We start from the raw sequence: 15,252 nt of genomic DNA on the forward strand, positions 1-15,252 counted from the left end.
CATGGGGCAGCGCGCTCATGAGGCATGACTTGCCTCTCATGATACCCGGACAACAAATCGCCATCCGGTAGTGTGGCGCACGCAATCATGCTATGGGAACGCCATGACCGTTCGCACACGCTTTGCCCCTTCTCCCACCGGCTTGCTGCATATCGGCAATGCCCGTGCGGCCCTCTTCAATTTCCTTTTTGCCCGCCATCACGGTGGGCAATTCCTGCTCAGAATCGAGGACACGGACCGCGAGCGCTCGACGCAGCGCGCGGTGGATGTGATTTTCGAAGGGCTGGCCTGGATGGGCATCACGGCGGATGAGGAGCCTGTATTCCAGTCCACGCGTCAGGGCCGCCATACGGAAGTGGCACAGGAATTGCTTGAAAAGGGTCTGGCCTATCGCTGCTACTGCACGGCAGACGAGCTGAAGCAGATGCGCGAGGACGCCATCGCGAATGGCCAGCCGCCGCGCTATAATGGCATGTGGCGTGACCGTGATCCCTCTGAAGCTCCCGAGGGAGCGCCTTTCGCCGTGCGCCTCAAGGCGCCGCGCGAGGGTGAGACAATTATCAACGATCTGGTCCAGGGCGAGGTCCGCGTCGCCAATGCCGAAATGGATGATCTGATCATTCTTCGCTCGGATGGCACACCCACCTATCTGCATGCCGTGGTGTGTGATGACCATGATATGGCAATCACCCATGTGATCCGTGGTGACGATCATCTGACCAACACGTTTCGTCAGGCGATGATCTATCGCGCCATGGGCTGGGATCTGCCGCATTTCGCCCATCTGCCGCTCATTCACGGGCCGGACGGCGCGAAGCTCTCCAAGCGTCATGGCGCACAGTCAGTGGTCGAATTCCGCGATGAGGGTTTTCTGCCGGAGGCGCTGTGCAATTACCTTCTGCGTCTGGGCTGGGGTCATGGCGATGCCGAGATCCTCAACCGTGAGGAGCAGATCCGTCTGTTCGATCTGGATGGCGTTGGCCGCTCGCCGTCACGCATGGATTACGTCAAGCTGACGCATCTGAACGGTGTCTATATGCGTGAGGCCGATGATGCACGTCTGACCGACGATGTGATCGAACGCCTGAAGGAGCGCGAGGACGTGACGGTGGATGATGCGCTGCACGCCCGCGTGCTGACGCTGATGCCGGGCCTCAAGGAGCGCGCCAAGCTTCTGACCGACCTCGCCGACAGCGCCGCGTTTCTGGGTCGCTCCCTGCCCTTTACCTATGACGCGAAGGCACAGAAGCAGCTTTCGGAAGAAGGCAAGGAAGTGCTGCGCGGTGTGGCGCAGGCCCTCGCTCTGGTGGAGCCATTCGAGGCATCGGCCATCGATGCCGCACTTCGCGAATTCGCCGAGGCGAAAGCCATCAAGCTGGGGCAGGTCGCCCAGCCCCTGCGTGCGGCCATGACCGGCAGCACGGTATCGCCCGGTATCGACCTGACCCTGCAAGCCCTTGGCCGGGACGAGGTTCTGGCCCGTATAGGAGCCGCGATCGCGCATGGCTGAGACGCTCACCCGACGGCATCATCTGCTTGGCCTTGAGGGCATGAGCGCCGAAGAGATCACCCCCTATCTCGATCTCGCGGCCAATTATGCCCTGCTGAGCCGTTCACGCACCGCACCGCGTGATGCGCTGCGCGGCCGGACGGTGATCAACATGTTCTTCGAGGACAGCACCCGCACACGCACGAGCTTCGAGCTGGCGGGCAAGCGTCTGGGGGCGGATGTCATCAACATGACGGTCGCCACCTCCTCAGTGAACAAGGGTGAGACGCTGCTCGACACGGCAGCCACGCTCAACGCTATGCGCTGCGACCTGCTTGTGGTCCGTCACGCAGCCTCGGGTGCGCCAGCCCTGCTGGCCCAGAAGGTCGAGGCCAGTGTGGTCAATGCCGGTGACGGCATGCATGAGCACCCGACACAGGCCCTGCTCGATGCCCTGACCATCAAGCGCCATCTTGGCACGCTCAGCGGGCTGAACGTCGCGATCTGTGGTGATGTCGGCCATAGCCGTGTCGCGCGCTCGAACATCCATCTGCTGACGGCCATGGGCAGCAAGGTGCGTCTGGTGGGGCCGCCCACCCTCGTTCCTGCTGCGATGGCTTCGCTGGGTTCGGTCTCGATCCATCATGATATGGAAAGCGGCCTGCGTGATGCCGATGTGGTCATGACGCTGCGCCTGCAACGCGAGCGCATGGGCGCCGGGCTTGTGCCGAGTGCTCGTGAGTTCTTCCGTTTCTATGGCGTCGACAGCCGCCGCCTCGCCCTGGCGAAACCCGGCGCACTGGTCATGCATCCGGGTCCGATGAATCGTGGTGTCGAAATTGCCTCCGACGTAGCGGACTCAGCGCAGAGCGTCATTCAGGAACAGGTCGAAATGGGCGTGGCCGTGCGCATGGCCGTGCTCGACCGACTCTCACGTATGCGGACAGCGTCATGACCGATCTCATTTTCGAAAATGTCAGGCTGATCGATCCGGTAACAGGTCAGGAGTCGCTTTCGCGCCTGCGCGTTTCGGATGGTCGCATCGCGGGGCGTGACAAGGCTGGTGCTGAGGGTGCACCGGAAGGTGTCCAGAGCATTGATAGTCAGGGCGCGGTTCTCTGCCCCGGCCTGGTCGATATGCGTGTTGCCATTGGCGAGCCGGGTTTTGAATATCGCGAAACCATCGCCTCTTGCGCCCGCGCCGCGGTTGCCGGTGGCGTGACAACGCTGGCGGCCCTGCCTAATTCCAAACCTGCCATTGATGAGCCCGCTCTGGTGCGCCTGCTGCGTGGCCGTGGCGAGGAAACGGGTTTGGTCACCATCCTGCCCTATGGCGCGCTTACCAAGGGCTGCAAGGGTGAGGAAATGGCCGAGCTTGGCATGTTGCGCGAAGCCGGGGCCGTTGCCTTTACCGATGGTATCCATGCCATTGCCGACACCAAGCGCATGCGCCAGCTTCTGGCCTATGCCAAGGGGATTGGCGCTCTGGTAGTGCAGCACCCGGAAGACCCGTCTCTGGCAAAAGGGGGCGCCGCCACGGCGGGAGCACTGGCAACCCGTATGGGCCTGCCCCAGATACCCGCCGCTGCTGAGGCCATTCTGATTGCCCGCGATATCCGTCTTGCGGAAATGACCGGCGCCCCCTTGCATTTCGGCCATGTCTCGACCGGCGAAGGGCTCGATCTGATCCGTCAGGCCAAGGCCCGGGGTCTGGCCATTACCTGCGACACGGCGCCCCCCTATTTTGCGCTGAATGAAGAGGCGATTGGCGAATTTCGTACCTACGCCAAGCTTTCGCCTCCGTTGCGTGCAGAAGAGGACCGTCTGGCGGTCTGTGCGGCGCTCGCGGATGGGACAATCGACGCCATTGCCTCGGACCATGCGCCATGGGACGCCGATGACAAGCGCCTGCCTTTCGCTCAGGCCTGCGCAGGCGGGACAGGCCTGACCACGCTGCTGGGTGTCAGTCTGTCTCTGGTGCATGACGGCGTGCTTACCCTGACGCAACTCGTTGCGCTGCTCACCCGCCGCCCTGCCCGGTTGCTGGGTAGCGAGGCCGGAACCCTGGACGACGGCGCCAGCGCCGATCTGTGCCTGTTCGACCCCGCAGTTGAATGGGTGGTTGAAGCGGGCGAACAGCCCGGACGCGCGCAGAACACACCCTTCGACGGCAAGCGCCTCAAGGGGCGCGTTCTGGGAACGTGGAAGAACGGGCAGCGCGTTTTCGATGGTGCCGCATCATGATCCATCATCTGCTCACGCCCCCTTTCCTGCTTTGTGCCGGTATCGCCTATCTGCTGGGCAGTATCCCTTTCGGGTTGCTGATCAGCCATGTCGGCGGGGCGGGTGACATACGCAAGATCGGCTCAGGCAATATCGGCGCAACGAACGTCCTGCGCACGGGCCGGAAAGGGCTGGCTGCGGCAACCCTACTGCTCGACGGGCTGAAGGGCGCTCTGGCCGTGCTGGTTGTGCACCTTCTTCTCGATGGCGGCATACAGACAGGGATGGCTGTCGCCGCAGTCTGTGTCGTGATCGGCCATTGCTTTCCGGTCTGGCTCGGTTTTCGCGGGGGCAAGGGCGTTGCGACCGGGCTAGGGGCGCTGTTTGCCCTGTGCTGGCCCGTGGGCATTGCCTGCTGTCTAGTTTGGCTGGCGGTTGCCAAACTCTCCCATATCTCGTCAGCAGGGGCGCTGGCCGCTTTTGCCGTGGCACCGTTCATCATGGCGCCGCTGAGCGAACAGCCTGTGCACAGCCCGCTTTCGATTGCGACACTCATCCTGACACTCATCATTCTCCTGCGTCACACGAGCAATATCCGGCGTCTGCTCACGGGACGGGAATCGCGCATCAATATCGACCCGCCGCCCCAGACCAAGCAGGAAATCTGACCCATCATGTCGGCCGTACCCCTAGGAAATGAACGGCTCGACATTGTACGCCTGGCCCGCACGGACGGCATCGGCCCCGTCAATTTCCGACGCTTGATGACCGAACACGGGACAGCCGGCGGCGCCATCGAGGCATTGCCCGAGCGCGTGCGCAAGGCGGGACGGCGCGCTACCATTGCCATCCCGACGAGAGACAGTGTCGAAGCCGAGCAGGAGGCTCTGACACGACTCGGTGGGCGCATGCTGCTCCTTGGCGACCCGGACTACCCCGCCCTTCTCTCGCGCATTACCGATGCGCCCCCCGTTCTGAGCCTATGGGGCCAGGCTGAAAAGCTGTCACAGAAGGCCATCGGGGTTGTCGGCGCACGCAATGCCTCAGCCGGAGGATTGCGTATTGCTGAAAGCCTGAGCGGCGCTCTTGCTCATGAGGGCTGTGTGATCGTGTCGGGCCTGGCCCGCGGGATCGATACTGTCGCGCATCGTGCCGCCCTGCATCAGGGCATGACGGTTGGTGCCGCAGCGGGCGGCCTTGACTGTTTCTATCCCCCCGAAAACGAGGGGCTCTATCGCGCCATTGCTGAACGGGGCTGCGTTGTGACCGAGGCCCCTCTCGGCACGATACCCCAGGCCAGTCACTTCCCGCGGCGTAACCGTCTGATTGCCGGCCTCTCTCTGGGCGTCATCCTGATCGAGGCCGCGATGCGCTCTGGCACGCTCATCACCGCGCGCCTTGCCCTCGATTACGGACGGGACGTGTTTGCCGTTCCGGGCTCACCACTCGACCCGCGCTCACGCGGTGGCAACGACCTGTTGCGACAGGGCGCGATTCTGACCGAGACGGCCCAGGATGTCCTGAACCAGATCGAGAGCGGCGCCCGCACCCGTATTGAACCCCGATGGACAGGCCTGCCGGGCTTTTCAGAGCCCGAAAGCGCAGGGTTTTCACCGCCTCCGGACTCCGAGAACGTCAAAAAAAGAATATGTGAGCTTCTCTCTCCGACGCCTGTGGCAGTTGACGATATCGTGGCGCACTGCCAGTTCTCGGTTTCCACGGTGCTGTCCGCCCTGTCAGAACTCGAACTTGGCGGCACAGCGACCTTCCTTCCCGGGGGGCAGGTTGTCCTGACAGCCTGATCCACCGGTTACGAACAGGCCGGAGCGGTTCTGGAGTAGAGATGACTGATGTCGTAGTGGTCGAAAGCCCGGCGAAGGCAAAGACCATCAACAAATATCTGGGCGATAATTTCATCGTTCTGGCATCCTTCGGCCATGTCCGCGATCTGCCGCCCAAAGACGGCAGCGTGCGGCCTGACGAGAATTTCGCCATGGACTGGCAGACCGATGAGCGCGGGGCAAAGCAGATCGCCACCATCGCGAAAGCGGTCAAGAACGCCGATACGCTCTATCTCGCCACTGACCCGGATCGCGAAGGCGAGGCCATCTCCTGGCATGTGCGTGCCGCACTGGAAGAGAAGAACCTGCTGCGCGGCAAGAACGTGCAGCGCGTCACCTTCAATGAAATCACCAAATCCGCCGTGCAGACGGCCATGGCGAATCCGCGTGCGCTCGATCAGCCGCTGATCGATGCCTATATGGCCCGCCGTGCGCTCGATTATCTGGTCGGGTTTACCCTCTCGCCCGTCTTGTGGCGCAAACTGCCCGGCAGCCGCAGCGCCGGTCGCGTGCAATCCGTCGCGCTGCGTCTGATCTGCGAGCGCGAGGCCGAGATCGAGGTTTTCAAAAGCCGCGAATACTGGTCGGTCACGGGGTCTTTCGCGACGCCGCGCAACGCTGCCTTCTCAGCAAGACTAACGCATCTTGACGGCCGCAAGCTCGATCAGTTCGATCTGGACAATGCCGAGAAAGCCCATGCGGCGCGTGACCTCGTGGCCTCAACAGGCTTCAAGGTCCGCTCCGTCGAGCGCAAGAAGGCCAGACGCAACCCGCCCGCGCCGTTCACCACCTCGACGCTGCAGCAGGAAGCCTCGCGCAAGATCGGCATGAGCGCGCAATCAACAATGCGTGCTGCCCAGCAGCTCTATGAAGGTGTCGATCTGGGCGGCGAGACGGTCGGCCTGATCACCTATATGCGTACCGATGGTGTGACGATGGCCGCCGAGGCCGTTCACGCCATCCGCAACATGATCGGGAGCAGTTACGGCGCGCCTTATCTGCCGGAGAAGCCGCGCGTCTATACCAGCAAGGCCAAGAATGCGCAGGAAGCGCATGAGGCTATTCGCCCCACCGATGTCACGCGCACGCCTGAATCGATGGCCCGGCATCTCTCGGGTGAGCAGATGCGTCTGTACGAGCTGATCTGGAAACGCGCTGTCGCGTCACAGATGCAGTCGGCGGAGCTCGATCAGGTTGTGGTCGATCTGTCCGATGCCGCGCAGCGCACCATTCTGCGCGCCAATGGCTCGATCATCGCGTTCGACGGTTATCTCAAGCTCTATAGCGAGGGGCGTGACGATACCAAATCGGACGAGGATGAAGGCCGCGTCCTGCCTGCCATGAGCGAGGGCGATGCGCTCTCGACCCGTGGTGTCGAGGCTGACCAGCATTTCACCCAGCCGCCGCCGCGCTTCTCGGAAGCCAGTCTGGTCAAGCGTATGGAAGAGATCGGCATTGGCCGTCCCTCGACCTATGCCTCGATCCTGACCGTTCTGCGCGACCGCAATTATGTGCGTCTGGATGCGCGGCGCTTCATTCCCGAGGATCGCGGCCGGCTGGTCACGGCATTCCTGACCTCTTTCTTTGAACGCTACGTGGACACCGATTTCACGGCGACGCTCGAAGAACAGCTTGATGACATTTCCGATGGTCGGGCCGACTGGCACGACATCATGGCTGCGTTCTGGCGCGATTTCTCCGCTGCCGTAGCGCAGACCAAGGATCTCAAGATCTCGGATGTCATCGATGCGCTCGATGAGGATCTGGGCTCGCATTTCTTCCCCGCACGTGACGATGGCGGTGACCCAAGGCAGTGCACGGCCTGTGGCACGGGGCGCCTGGGGCTGCGTCTTGGCAAATTCGGGGCCTTTATCGGCTGCTCGAACTACCCGACCTGTCAGTTCACCCGTCGCCTCGTGGCCGAGGATGGCGGCGAGGGCGAGACGCTCAAGGAAGGGATGAAAAGCCTCGGTCAGGACCCGGAAACGGGTGAGGAAGTGACCGTGCGTCGCGGGCCTTATGGTCTCTATATCCAGCGCGGTGAGGCCGACCCCGAAAACAAGAAGATCAAGCCCAAGCGCACCACCATACCCAAGGGGCTGGAGGGCGACAAGCTGACGCTGGACAAGGCGATCGGCCTTCTCTCCCTGCCGCGCAAGCTGGGCCCTCACCCTGAAACCGGCGAGATGATTGAGGCCGGGCTGGGGCGTTTTGGCCCCTATGTGAAGATGGGGTCCATTTTCGGTACACTCGATGCCGATGATGACGTACTGACGGTTGGGCTCAATCGCGCCATCGACTCGCTGGCCAAGAAACTGGCATCGATTCGCAATCTTGGCGCTCATCCCAAGGATGGCGAGGCCGTGATGGTCCGCAAGGGACGATTTGGGCCTTACGTGCAGCATGGGCAGGTTGTGGCCAATCTGGCCAAGGGCCAGATGATGGATGACGTGACCCTTGATGAGGCTCTGGTGCTTCTGGCTGAAAAGGGGAAACCCCTGAAGGCCAAGGGCAAGACCACGCGCAAGACCACGACAAAGGCTGCGTCGGGCGACGCTGCGCCCGAAAAGGCCGCGCCACGCAAGAAGGCCGCCCCAAAAGCCGCTTCCATGAAACCGGCAGCCAAAAAGGCGACGTCAGCCGGGAAAAAAGCCCCTGAAAAAGAGGGGGTTAAGAAACCGGCAAGGAAATCACGCGCTGCAGGGACAACAGATGGTGATGACGCCGCGTAATTTGCGTTTTTGGTGCCACAGACCGTGGCAAAAACGTCGCTCCCCCTGTTAGGCTCCCTATCGCGGTCCAGGCAGGACCGTTAAAGCGGCACTCGATGGGGAAAGCCATCGCCCTGATGGTCAAGGTCACCGGCTCTGAACAACGTTCCTTTCCTGACTGGCGCGCCCCCGCGAGGGCTTATGGGCGCAATGGGGCTGGCCGTTGCCGTGGCCACGCTGTCCGGAGCCATGCTGGCCAGTATCACACCGGCCCAGGCCGCACGTCTGGGTGCCAGACGGCCTCAGCCGGCAGAGTTGGCGCAGGCCGGTCCACCTGCTGCCGTCACGGCAACCCGCACGACGCAGCAACCAGAAGGTGGACAGGGGGACTCAACGCTCGATACCGGGCTCCTGTCTTCGGTATTATCCAGCGCGTTCCGTTTCCTTACGCCCAGGACACTCGATGCTCACTCAAGCCGCACCTATAGTCTGTGGGGACTGGACGGACTGACGGCGATCGACCCGTCGATCACGATCGAGGAACCGACCCACGGCCCGAAGGAAGCTGCTTCGCTCCGCCTGAGCCTGAGCCAGAAGACCGTTGCGGAATTCCGCGAGCCCGGAGAGAACGAGACTGGCGAATGGGTCCGCGTTCTTGTGTCGATCATGGATGCAGCGTGGCGTGCCTCACCGGCACTGAGAAGTGCTGGCCGCGATGCGTTGCTGCAGAGCTTTTTTGACGAGCTGTTCAATCACCTCGACCCCTATTCGCGCTATGTTGCACCTGCGCCCGCGGGCAATGACCGGGCCAACCGTGCGGGCGATGTGGCCGGGGTGGGTCTCTCTCTCCAGCGCGATGGAACGGGGCTGGTTATCGGTGCAATCAATGCCAATGGCCCCGCCTGGGCAGCTGGCGCCAATATCGGGCAGAAACTTCTGGCGGTTGATGGCCATTCAACGCGCAATCAGGACGCGGACACGGTTGAGGGCTGGCTGAACGGGGCACCGGGCAGCAAGGTCAGGCTTCTTCTTGCCGATCCAGGGCATCACGGCGCCATCATGCGTCTGGAACGCCAGATCGTGCCCCCTCAGACCGTTTTCGCCAGCGGGCATGACCATATTGCCGTCATGCGGATCGCCTCGTTCTCATCCGACACCGCTGAGGAACTGAGCCAGAATATCGACCAGGCCCTTCAAGACAAGAAACTCGTAGGGCTAATCATTGACCTCCGCGGCGACCGCGGGGGCGTGCTGCAGCAGGCCGTCACCGCGACGGCTCTGGTGCTCGATCAGGGCATTGCGGTGGTGACAAAAGGCCGGGACCCGAAATCGAACCACATATGGGCGGTTCAGGGCGGCGATATGACCCATGGTCTGCCAATCACGGTGCTGGTGGACGGGCGAACGGCCAGCGCTGCCGAAATCATGGCAGCGGCCCTGTCCGATCATCGACGGGCTGTGGTGATTGGCAGCGCGACACTGGGCAAGGGGCTGGTGCAGGCCATTGGCCAGATGCCCGACGGGGGTGAGCTGTTTGTTACATGGAGCCGCGTGATTGCGCCTTTGGGGTGGCCGCTTCAGGGTCTGGGTGTCACACCACAAATCTGCACCTCACGCGGGGCCCTTTCGCTCGAACAGCAATTGAGTGCTCTGGGGCAAGGCAAATTGCTGGACGCCGAGACGGTGCGCGCCAGCCGCGAGATCCGTTTCCCGGTCAGCGTCTCGCGCATTCTCGATATACGCCGCCATTGTCCTGCCGCCCTGGGCACGGATGCCGATCTCGACACGGCCGCCATGCTCCTGCACCTCCCGGACAGCTATCGCGCTGCCCTCGCCGCCATGCCGGATGATATGGACGACGCCTCGCCATGACGGAAGCTCGCCTGAAAACAGGATTATGGGCACGCGCGCTCATGCGTCTGGTGCAGGGGCAGGGCCACGGGGCCATGCTGCTCAAGAAGGGCGACGAGGACGCAGGCGCCCTGCTGATCGTCCTGACAGACAGGCAAAACCAGCTGGTTGTTCTGCGCGTCGCGGCCCTCGGGCAAGGCTGGGAACGCCTCCCCATGGATGATGCCAGCGCCCTGGATGCGTATCTCGAGCGCCAGAAACGCTACGATCCTGATTTATGGATTCTCGAATTCACGGTGCACGATGTGGCCGAGCCCATCGAGACCATCCTGCCCGGCAGGATGGCCTGAACCCGCACCATCAGGCACCTGAACACCCTCAGCACAATACAGGGGAGTGTTGCAGCCATCCCACACTCGGTGCAGGAAGAAGGAAGCGCCTCACATGGTGAACGCACCGGGACAGGAAACATGCGTTGCACAGGGATGACAGTTCAGCGAAAAGACGGCATTCAGATCGCTGCGGACGGCCAGGAGACTGGCCTTCTCTCAGTCTGCCGCGTGAAAAGGATGGAGAAGACGATATGACGCTGGAACACCGAACGCGCGGTGAGACCGTTTGCCGCCCGTTTTACGATGTCCGGCAGGTGGTCGGATCCTTCTCCCGCCTCATGCGCCGACAGGGATTGAACCTGACCGCGCTTGCCGGCTTCGGATTTGTCGGTTTCGGCCTCGCTGCAGCACCAGCCCAGGCACAGGTTGTGAAGGGTCTGTATGTGGCAGGCTCCGGTGGCGCGAGCTTCAATCAGGATCAGACCGTGCGTCTGTCACCCGTTCTGCCGAGCGGGCGTGACCATTATGACGCCGGGGTGACGGGTCTGGGCTCGGTCGGCTGGGGGCTTGGCAACGGCTTCCGCGTCGAGGTCGAGGGCAATTACCGCAATAATCGCCTGCAGCAGTTCAAGTCCAGCTACTTTCCTTCAGCGGCGGGTGGTCGTCAGCAGGGTTATGGCGTGATGGCTAACGCCCTGTTCGACATGGATATCGGTGCCAACTGGGTCTATCCCTATTTTGGCGCTGGTATCGGCTATGGCTGGCAGGCCATGAACGCTTCTGTACGCGCACCGAACAACTATCTCAGCCAGAAGATCGGCGGGACAACGAGCAATTTTGCCTATCAGGGCATCTTCGGCCTGTCCTTCCCGGTGCCTTTTGCCGTCGGTCTGTCTTTCACCACCGAGTATCGCTTCTATTCGCTGCTTGGCCCCAACGGCCATCACGCAACGGGCTATGGCAGCATCGGCGGTTACGACACGCCGCGCCCTGCAGGGGCGATGGATGGCAATCGTGTCACCCGCAACGATTTCAACCACTCCCTGCTGCTGGGTCTGCGCTACGAGTTCAATCCTGCCCCGCCGCCGCCGCGCAGCGTTCCGGTCATGACCGCCCCTGCCCCTGCACCGGCGCGCAGCTATCTGGTCTTTTTTGACTGGGATCGTGCAGAGCTGACCGAAAGGGCACGCTCGATTGTCGGTACGGCCGCGCAGAACTCGACCCACACGCAGCTGACCCGCATCGAAGTGAATGGCTACACGGATAACAGCGCGGCTCATCCGGGCTCCCGTGGCGCCAGCTACAACCTGAAACTTTCGCAGCGTCGTGCCGATGCCGTGCGTGCCGAGCTGATCCGTGACGGCGTTGCCGGTGGGCTGATTGCCGTCAAGGGCTATGGCGAGAGCAACCCGCTTGTCCAGACCGGCCCAAACACGCGTGAACCGCAGAACCGCCGTGTGGAGATTATCCTGCACTGATCAGGGCCATCACGCAGCCTGATGGGCCGCGTGATGGATCGACGTGCTGCGGACATGGTCGGATGACAATGAAACAAGCCCTGAGCCGCTTGGCGGCTTCAGGGCTTTTTCATGCCCGGTGATCAGACCAGCCCGTTGAAGAGTGACGTCGAGAGGTAGCGCTCCGCAAAGGACGGTACGATGGAGACGATCGTCTTGCCGGCGTTTTCCTCGCGCTGCGCCAGCGCAAGAGCAGCATGGAGCGAGGCACCGGAAGAAATACCGATGGGGATACCCTCGATGCGGGCACAGCGCCGTGCCGCCGCCATCGCATCGCGCTCGGACACCGCCAGCACGCCGTCGAGCAGTGAGGAGTCAAGCGTGTTCGGGCAGAATCCGGGGCCGATACCCTGGATACCGTGCGGGCCGGGATCATCGCCATTCAGCACGGCGCTTTCGGCGGGCTCGACGCCCCAGAACTGCATCTCAGGCTTTCGGGGACGCAGGGTGCGGGCGATCCCTGTCAGCGTGCCCCCTGTACCGACACCTGCCACCACCAGATCGACCCTGCCCTGCGTATCCTCCCAGATCTCCTCGGCGGTGGTCAGAGCATGGATTTCCGGATTTGCGGGATTATCGAACTGGCTTGGCATCCAGGCATCGGGCAGCGAGGCAACGAGTTCTTCAGCGCGAAGAATAGCCCCGGCCATGCCGCGGGCTGCGGGCGTCAGCTCAAGCTGGGCATCCATCATGCGCAGCATCTTGCGTCGCTCGATCGAGGCACTCTCGGGCATGGTCACGATCAGCCTGTAGCCCAGAGCTGCCGAGGCAAAAGCCAGGGAGATACCGGTATTGCCTGAGGTCGGTTCCACCAGAACGGTACGTCCTGGCGTGATGTCGCCCCGGGCTTCGGCCTGCTGGATCAGGGCGAGGCCGATACGATCCTTTACCGAGCCGAGCGGGTTGAAGAATTCCAGTTTCAACAGCAACCGGGCATGGAGCTTGTCAGCCTCGGTGAGGCGCGGGACAGCTACAAGCGGCGTACCGCCCACCGTTTCGAGAATCGACTCATAGACACGGCCCCTCGGTGCGGCATAGCGCGTTGCGAAACCACGCGCCTCATCCTTTTCGTGTCGAATGGTCATAGATGGGTCCCTCGTATCAGTTGGCAGGACGATGATTCCTGCAATGTCGGCTTTCCTGCGATGCCGGTCTGTGATTTGCAGGCAATAACTGCTACATTACGCATAATTTGTCATTGAGGAAAAATCTGCATGTATCTCCGCAGGGACAGGGCGATGGTTGCCGTGATCATCATGGTCGATGTGGCTTTCCATGCTGGGCGCTCAAGCCTGGTGAGCGGCGGGGATATCGCCGAACGCGCAGGGCTGGCCCGCCGTGGGATCGAACCTCTGCTTCAGGCGCTGTCACGCTCGGGATTGCTGGAAAGCGTGCGTGGGCCCCGTGGCGGCTATCGCCTCGGGCGGCCACAGCGCGATATCGGCCTCGATGAGATTGTGCGCGTAGTTGTGTCAGACGATGCCGGGACCGAGGAGACAGCTCAGGGAGCGCTTTTCCGCAGCGTTATTGAGCCTTGCTGGCAGGTTCTGGATGAGACGGTTCGCAGTGAAATGGCCGCCCTGACCCTTGAGGAAATGGTGCGCCGGGCGGAGGCTGCGGGCCTCAGACGGCCCGTCCACGAGCCGATTTCGTTTTCGATCTGAAGGAAACGCAGGGTCGGAGCTGATAACACGCGCGCGGGAAACAGCCCCGCCGCACTTAGGTCTATTGCCTGAAACCACCCCTTGGGAGGTTTGACCCGGGGGGCTCCTGGAAAAGCCCCCCGGCTGTGACCCTTACTTCTTGCTGGTCTTGCGACGTGTCGCTGTACGCTTCGCAACTGGCTTCTTGGCCGCAGGAGCCAGAACAGGCGCTGGCGGGGCAGCAACGGTCACGCCGGTTGCATCGACCATGGCATTGACGGTCAGCTTCGTACGCGGCTCGGTACCGCCGGGGATCAGGATCGCTGTGAAGCTGTCCTTGCCTGCATAGGCCGTGCTGGGCGTATACGTCACATAGGTATGGTCATCGAAATTATACATGAATGCCTTGCCGTGCTCGGGGGCAGGCGAGACACCGAACGAACGGTAATTGGTGTTGCCCGGCTTTTGCACGGACAGGGCACACAGACCGTCATCGCTACGCACGGTCATGTCGACCGTCATGCTGCCATCGGCCGCCGTCTTGACCGGGGTCGTCTTACAGACGGCAGAGACCTTCTGGTAGCCGAAGGGATTGGGGGGCACGACGCGCTGCACGACAGGCTTTGTTGCGCAGGCCGCCAAGGTCAGGGCCGAAACGAGAGTAATTGCAGAACCACGCAGTCGCACCATCAACTCCACTGATCACATGTCATCGAAAATCGATTCTGCCTTCTTTGTACCAGCAGGCCCGACACAAGATGTTCAGACGCGCGCCGTGCGCACCTGAAAACAAATTCATCAATGGCCCTAGCGCAAGCCGCGCCCCGCAGGAAGGGGGAAGCGGGGGCTGAAACAAAAGAAAAGGGCACTCAGGTTTTTTTTTACAAAATCGGCCTATACCCTTGCCTGCGGGCATTTTCTCGCCGCAATTGCTGCGACATAATCGAATAAAGTTCCGTATTGCAGAACACCGCGTGATCCGGTGCGCTGCCCGCCTGCCCTGCCCGGAGCATTTCCGGCTTTCCAGTTTGTGCCCTTGTGGAGTCCCTTGATGTCGTTTTCAGCCCGGCAACGTCTCCTGCGCCCGTTTGCGCGTCTCACCGCCTGCGCCTTTGTCGCTGGCAGCTTTTTCGCCTCCGGTGCCGCTTACGCCGCCGGGTGCAGCGAATCACCCGCCCATGAAGCCTTCAATGTGCAGGGTCTCAAGAGCGAACTGATGGTCACGGCGCTCTCATGCAGCGCGCAGGACCGCTACAACGCGTTCGTAGCGAAGTTCCGCCCCAAGCTGGCTGCCGAGGAAGAACGCCTCAACACCTATTTCAAGTCAGCCTATGGCCGTAACGCCATGAAGGCGCATGACGACTACATCACGCAGCTTGCCAATGTGCAGTCGGAAGGCGGCCTCAAGGCAGGTACGATCTTCTGCCAGCAGCGTGTTGCGATGTTCGATGAGGTCGATGCCCTCGATGATGGTGCCGATCTTGCGCATTACGCTGATGCGAAGGACGTGGTTCAGCCGGCCTCATTCGAAACCTGCTCGGCTCCCGCAGCCGTTTCCCATAGCCGCAGCACGACCACACGGCGCACCCATCGCAAGACACGCGCTTAAAATCTGATCCTCTTCCTGCACGGGGCGCTTGACGGC

Annotated in this window: 13 protein-coding genes; 11 read left to right on the forward strand and 2 right to left on the reverse strand. The window is 62.1% G+C overall.

The window, feature by feature from the left end:
• Positions 1–103 precede the first annotated feature (103 nt).
• The 9 genes from gltX (at position 104) to P5689_RS05945 (ending at position 11,925) form a co-directional block, all read left to right on the forward strand.
• Positions 104–1,510, forward strand: coding sequence for a glutamate--tRNA ligase (gltX, locus tag P5689_RS05905; protein WP_285532459.1), 1,407 nt, complete (start codon positions 104–106; stop codon positions 1,508–1,510).
• Positions 1,503–2,444: an aspartate carbamoyltransferase catalytic subunit gene (locus P5689_RS05910; RefSeq protein ID WP_035444431.1), complete on the forward strand. Its 942-nt coding sequence runs from the start codon at positions 1,503–1,505 to the stop codon at positions 2,442–2,444. The genes gltX and P5689_RS05910 overlap by 8 nt, the downstream gene beginning before the upstream one ends.
• Complete coding sequence (locus P5689_RS05915) at positions 2,441–3,733, forward strand: dihydroorotase (protein ID WP_285532460.1); 1,293 nt, start codon at positions 2,441–2,443, stop codon at positions 3,731–3,733. The genes P5689_RS05910 and P5689_RS05915 overlap by 4 nt, the downstream gene beginning before the upstream one ends.
• Entirely contained in the window at positions 3,730–4,380 is a 651-nt protein-coding gene (gene plsY / locus P5689_RS05920) for a glycerol-3-phosphate 1-O-acyltransferase PlsY (RefSeq protein WP_122050734.1), read from the forward strand. The genes P5689_RS05915 and plsY overlap by 4 nt, the downstream gene beginning before the upstream one ends.
• Positions 4,381–4,386: 6 nt before the next feature.
• Positions 4,387–5,514 carry a DNA-processing protein DprA gene (dprA, locus tag P5689_RS05925; protein ID WP_285532464.1) on the forward strand — a complete coding sequence of 376 codons (1,128 nt, stop codon included), beginning with the start codon at positions 4,387–4,389 and terminating at the stop codon, positions 5,512–5,514.
• Between the two features lie 41 nt (positions 5,515–5,555).
• Positions 5,556–8,285, forward strand: a complete 2,730-nt coding sequence (gene topA / locus P5689_RS05930; RefSeq protein WP_035444428.1) for a type I DNA topoisomerase — start codon at positions 5,556–5,558, stop codon at positions 8,283–8,285.
• Between the two features lie 189 nt (positions 8,286–8,474).
• Positions 8,475–10,136: a S41 family peptidase gene (locus P5689_RS05935; RefSeq protein ID WP_023979359.1), complete on the forward strand. Its 1,662-nt coding sequence runs from the start codon at positions 8,475–8,477 to the stop codon at positions 10,134–10,136.
• Complete coding sequence (locus P5689_RS05940) at positions 10,133–10,465, forward strand: DUF1491 family protein (protein WP_023979358.1); 333 nt, start codon at positions 10,133–10,135, stop codon at positions 10,463–10,465. The genes P5689_RS05935 and P5689_RS05940 overlap by 4 nt, the downstream gene beginning before the upstream one ends.
• A 320-nt stretch (positions 10,466–10,785) precedes the next feature.
• Positions 10,786–11,925 carry an OmpA family protein gene (locus tag P5689_RS05945; RefSeq protein WP_051757779.1) on the forward strand — a complete coding sequence of 380 codons (1,140 nt, stop codon included), beginning with the start codon at positions 10,786–10,788 and terminating at the stop codon, positions 11,923–11,925.
• 122 nt (positions 11,926–12,047) lie between these two features.
• On the opposite strand, the gene cysK is transcribed toward P5689_RS05945, so the two are convergent.
• Entirely contained in the window at positions 12,048–13,049 is a 1,002-nt protein-coding gene (gene cysK, locus P5689_RS05950; protein ID WP_285532467.1) for a cysteine synthase A, read from the reverse strand.
• Between the two features lie 129 nt (positions 13,050–13,178).
• Here cysK and P5689_RS05955 point away from each other — a divergent pair, with 129 nt between their 5' ends.
• Positions 13,179–13,628 carry an Rrf2 family transcriptional regulator gene (locus P5689_RS05955; protein ID WP_023979355.1) on the forward strand — a complete coding sequence of 150 codons (450 nt, stop codon included), beginning with the start codon at positions 13,179–13,181 and terminating at the stop codon, positions 13,626–13,628.
• Between the two features lie 132 nt (positions 13,629–13,760).
• Here P5689_RS05955 and P5689_RS05960 read toward each other — a convergent pair whose 3' ends face one another.
• Positions 13,761–14,297, reverse strand: a complete 537-nt coding sequence (locus P5689_RS05960) for a hypothetical protein (protein WP_235075489.1) — start codon at positions 14,295–14,297, stop codon at positions 13,761–13,763.
• Between the two features lie 361 nt (positions 14,298–14,658).
• Between P5689_RS05960 and P5689_RS05965 the strand changes: the two genes are divergently transcribed.
• Entirely contained in the window at positions 14,659–15,216 is a 558-nt protein-coding gene (locus tag P5689_RS05965; RefSeq protein ID WP_285532468.1) for a hypothetical protein, read from the forward strand.
• Positions 15,217–15,252: the final 36 nt, after the last annotated feature.

Source organism: Asaia sp. HumB, assembly GCF_030263835.1.
GTDB classification, from domain to species: Bacteria; Pseudomonadota; Alphaproteobacteria; order Acetobacterales; family Acetobacteraceae; genus Asaia; species Asaia bogorensis.

Coding starts and splice junctions, on each gene's coding strand:
- P5689_RS05915 (WP_285532460.1), top strand. CDS start 2,441: ATGACCGATCTCATTTTCGAAAATGTCAGGCTGATCGATCCGGTAACA.
- dprA (WP_285532464.1), top strand. CDS start 4,387: ATGTCGGCCGTACCCCTAGGAAATGAACGGCTCGACATTGTACGCCTG.
- cysK (WP_285532467.1), bottom strand. CDS start 13,049: ATGACCATTCGACACGAAAAGGATGAGGCGCGTGGTTTCGCAACGCGC.
- P5689_RS05940 (WP_023979358.1), top strand. CDS start 10,133: ATGACGGAAGCTCGCCTGAAAACAGGATTATGGGCACGCGCGCTCATG.
- gltX (WP_285532459.1), top strand. CDS start 104: ATGACCGTTCGCACACGCTTTGCCCCTTCTCCCACCGGCTTGCTGCAT.
- P5689_RS05910 (WP_035444431.1), top strand. CDS start 1,503: ATGGCTGAGACGCTCACCCGACGGCATCATCTGCTTGGCCTTGAGGGC.
- topA (WP_035444428.1), top strand. CDS start 5,556: ATGACTGATGTCGTAGTGGTCGAAAGCCCGGCGAAGGCAAAGACCATC.
- P5689_RS05945 (WP_051757779.1), top strand. CDS start 10,786: ATGCGCCGACAGGGATTGAACCTGACCGCGCTTGCCGGCTTCGGATTT.
- P5689_RS05960 (WP_235075489.1), bottom strand. CDS start 14,297: ATGGTGCGACTGCGTGGTTCTGCAATTACTCTCGTTTCGGCCCTGACC.
- P5689_RS05935 (WP_023979359.1), top strand. CDS start 8,475: ATGGGGCTGGCCGTTGCCGTGGCCACGCTGTCCGGAGCCATGCTGGCC.
- plsY (WP_122050734.1), top strand. CDS start 3,730: ATGATCCATCATCTGCTCACGCCCCCTTTCCTGCTTTGTGCCGGTATC.
- P5689_RS05965 (WP_285532468.1), top strand. CDS start 14,659: ATGTCGTTTTCAGCCCGGCAACGTCTCCTGCGCCCGTTTGCGCGTCTC.
- P5689_RS05955 (WP_023979355.1), top strand. CDS start 13,179: ATGTATCTCCGCAGGGACAGGGCGATGGTTGCCGTGATCATCATGGTC.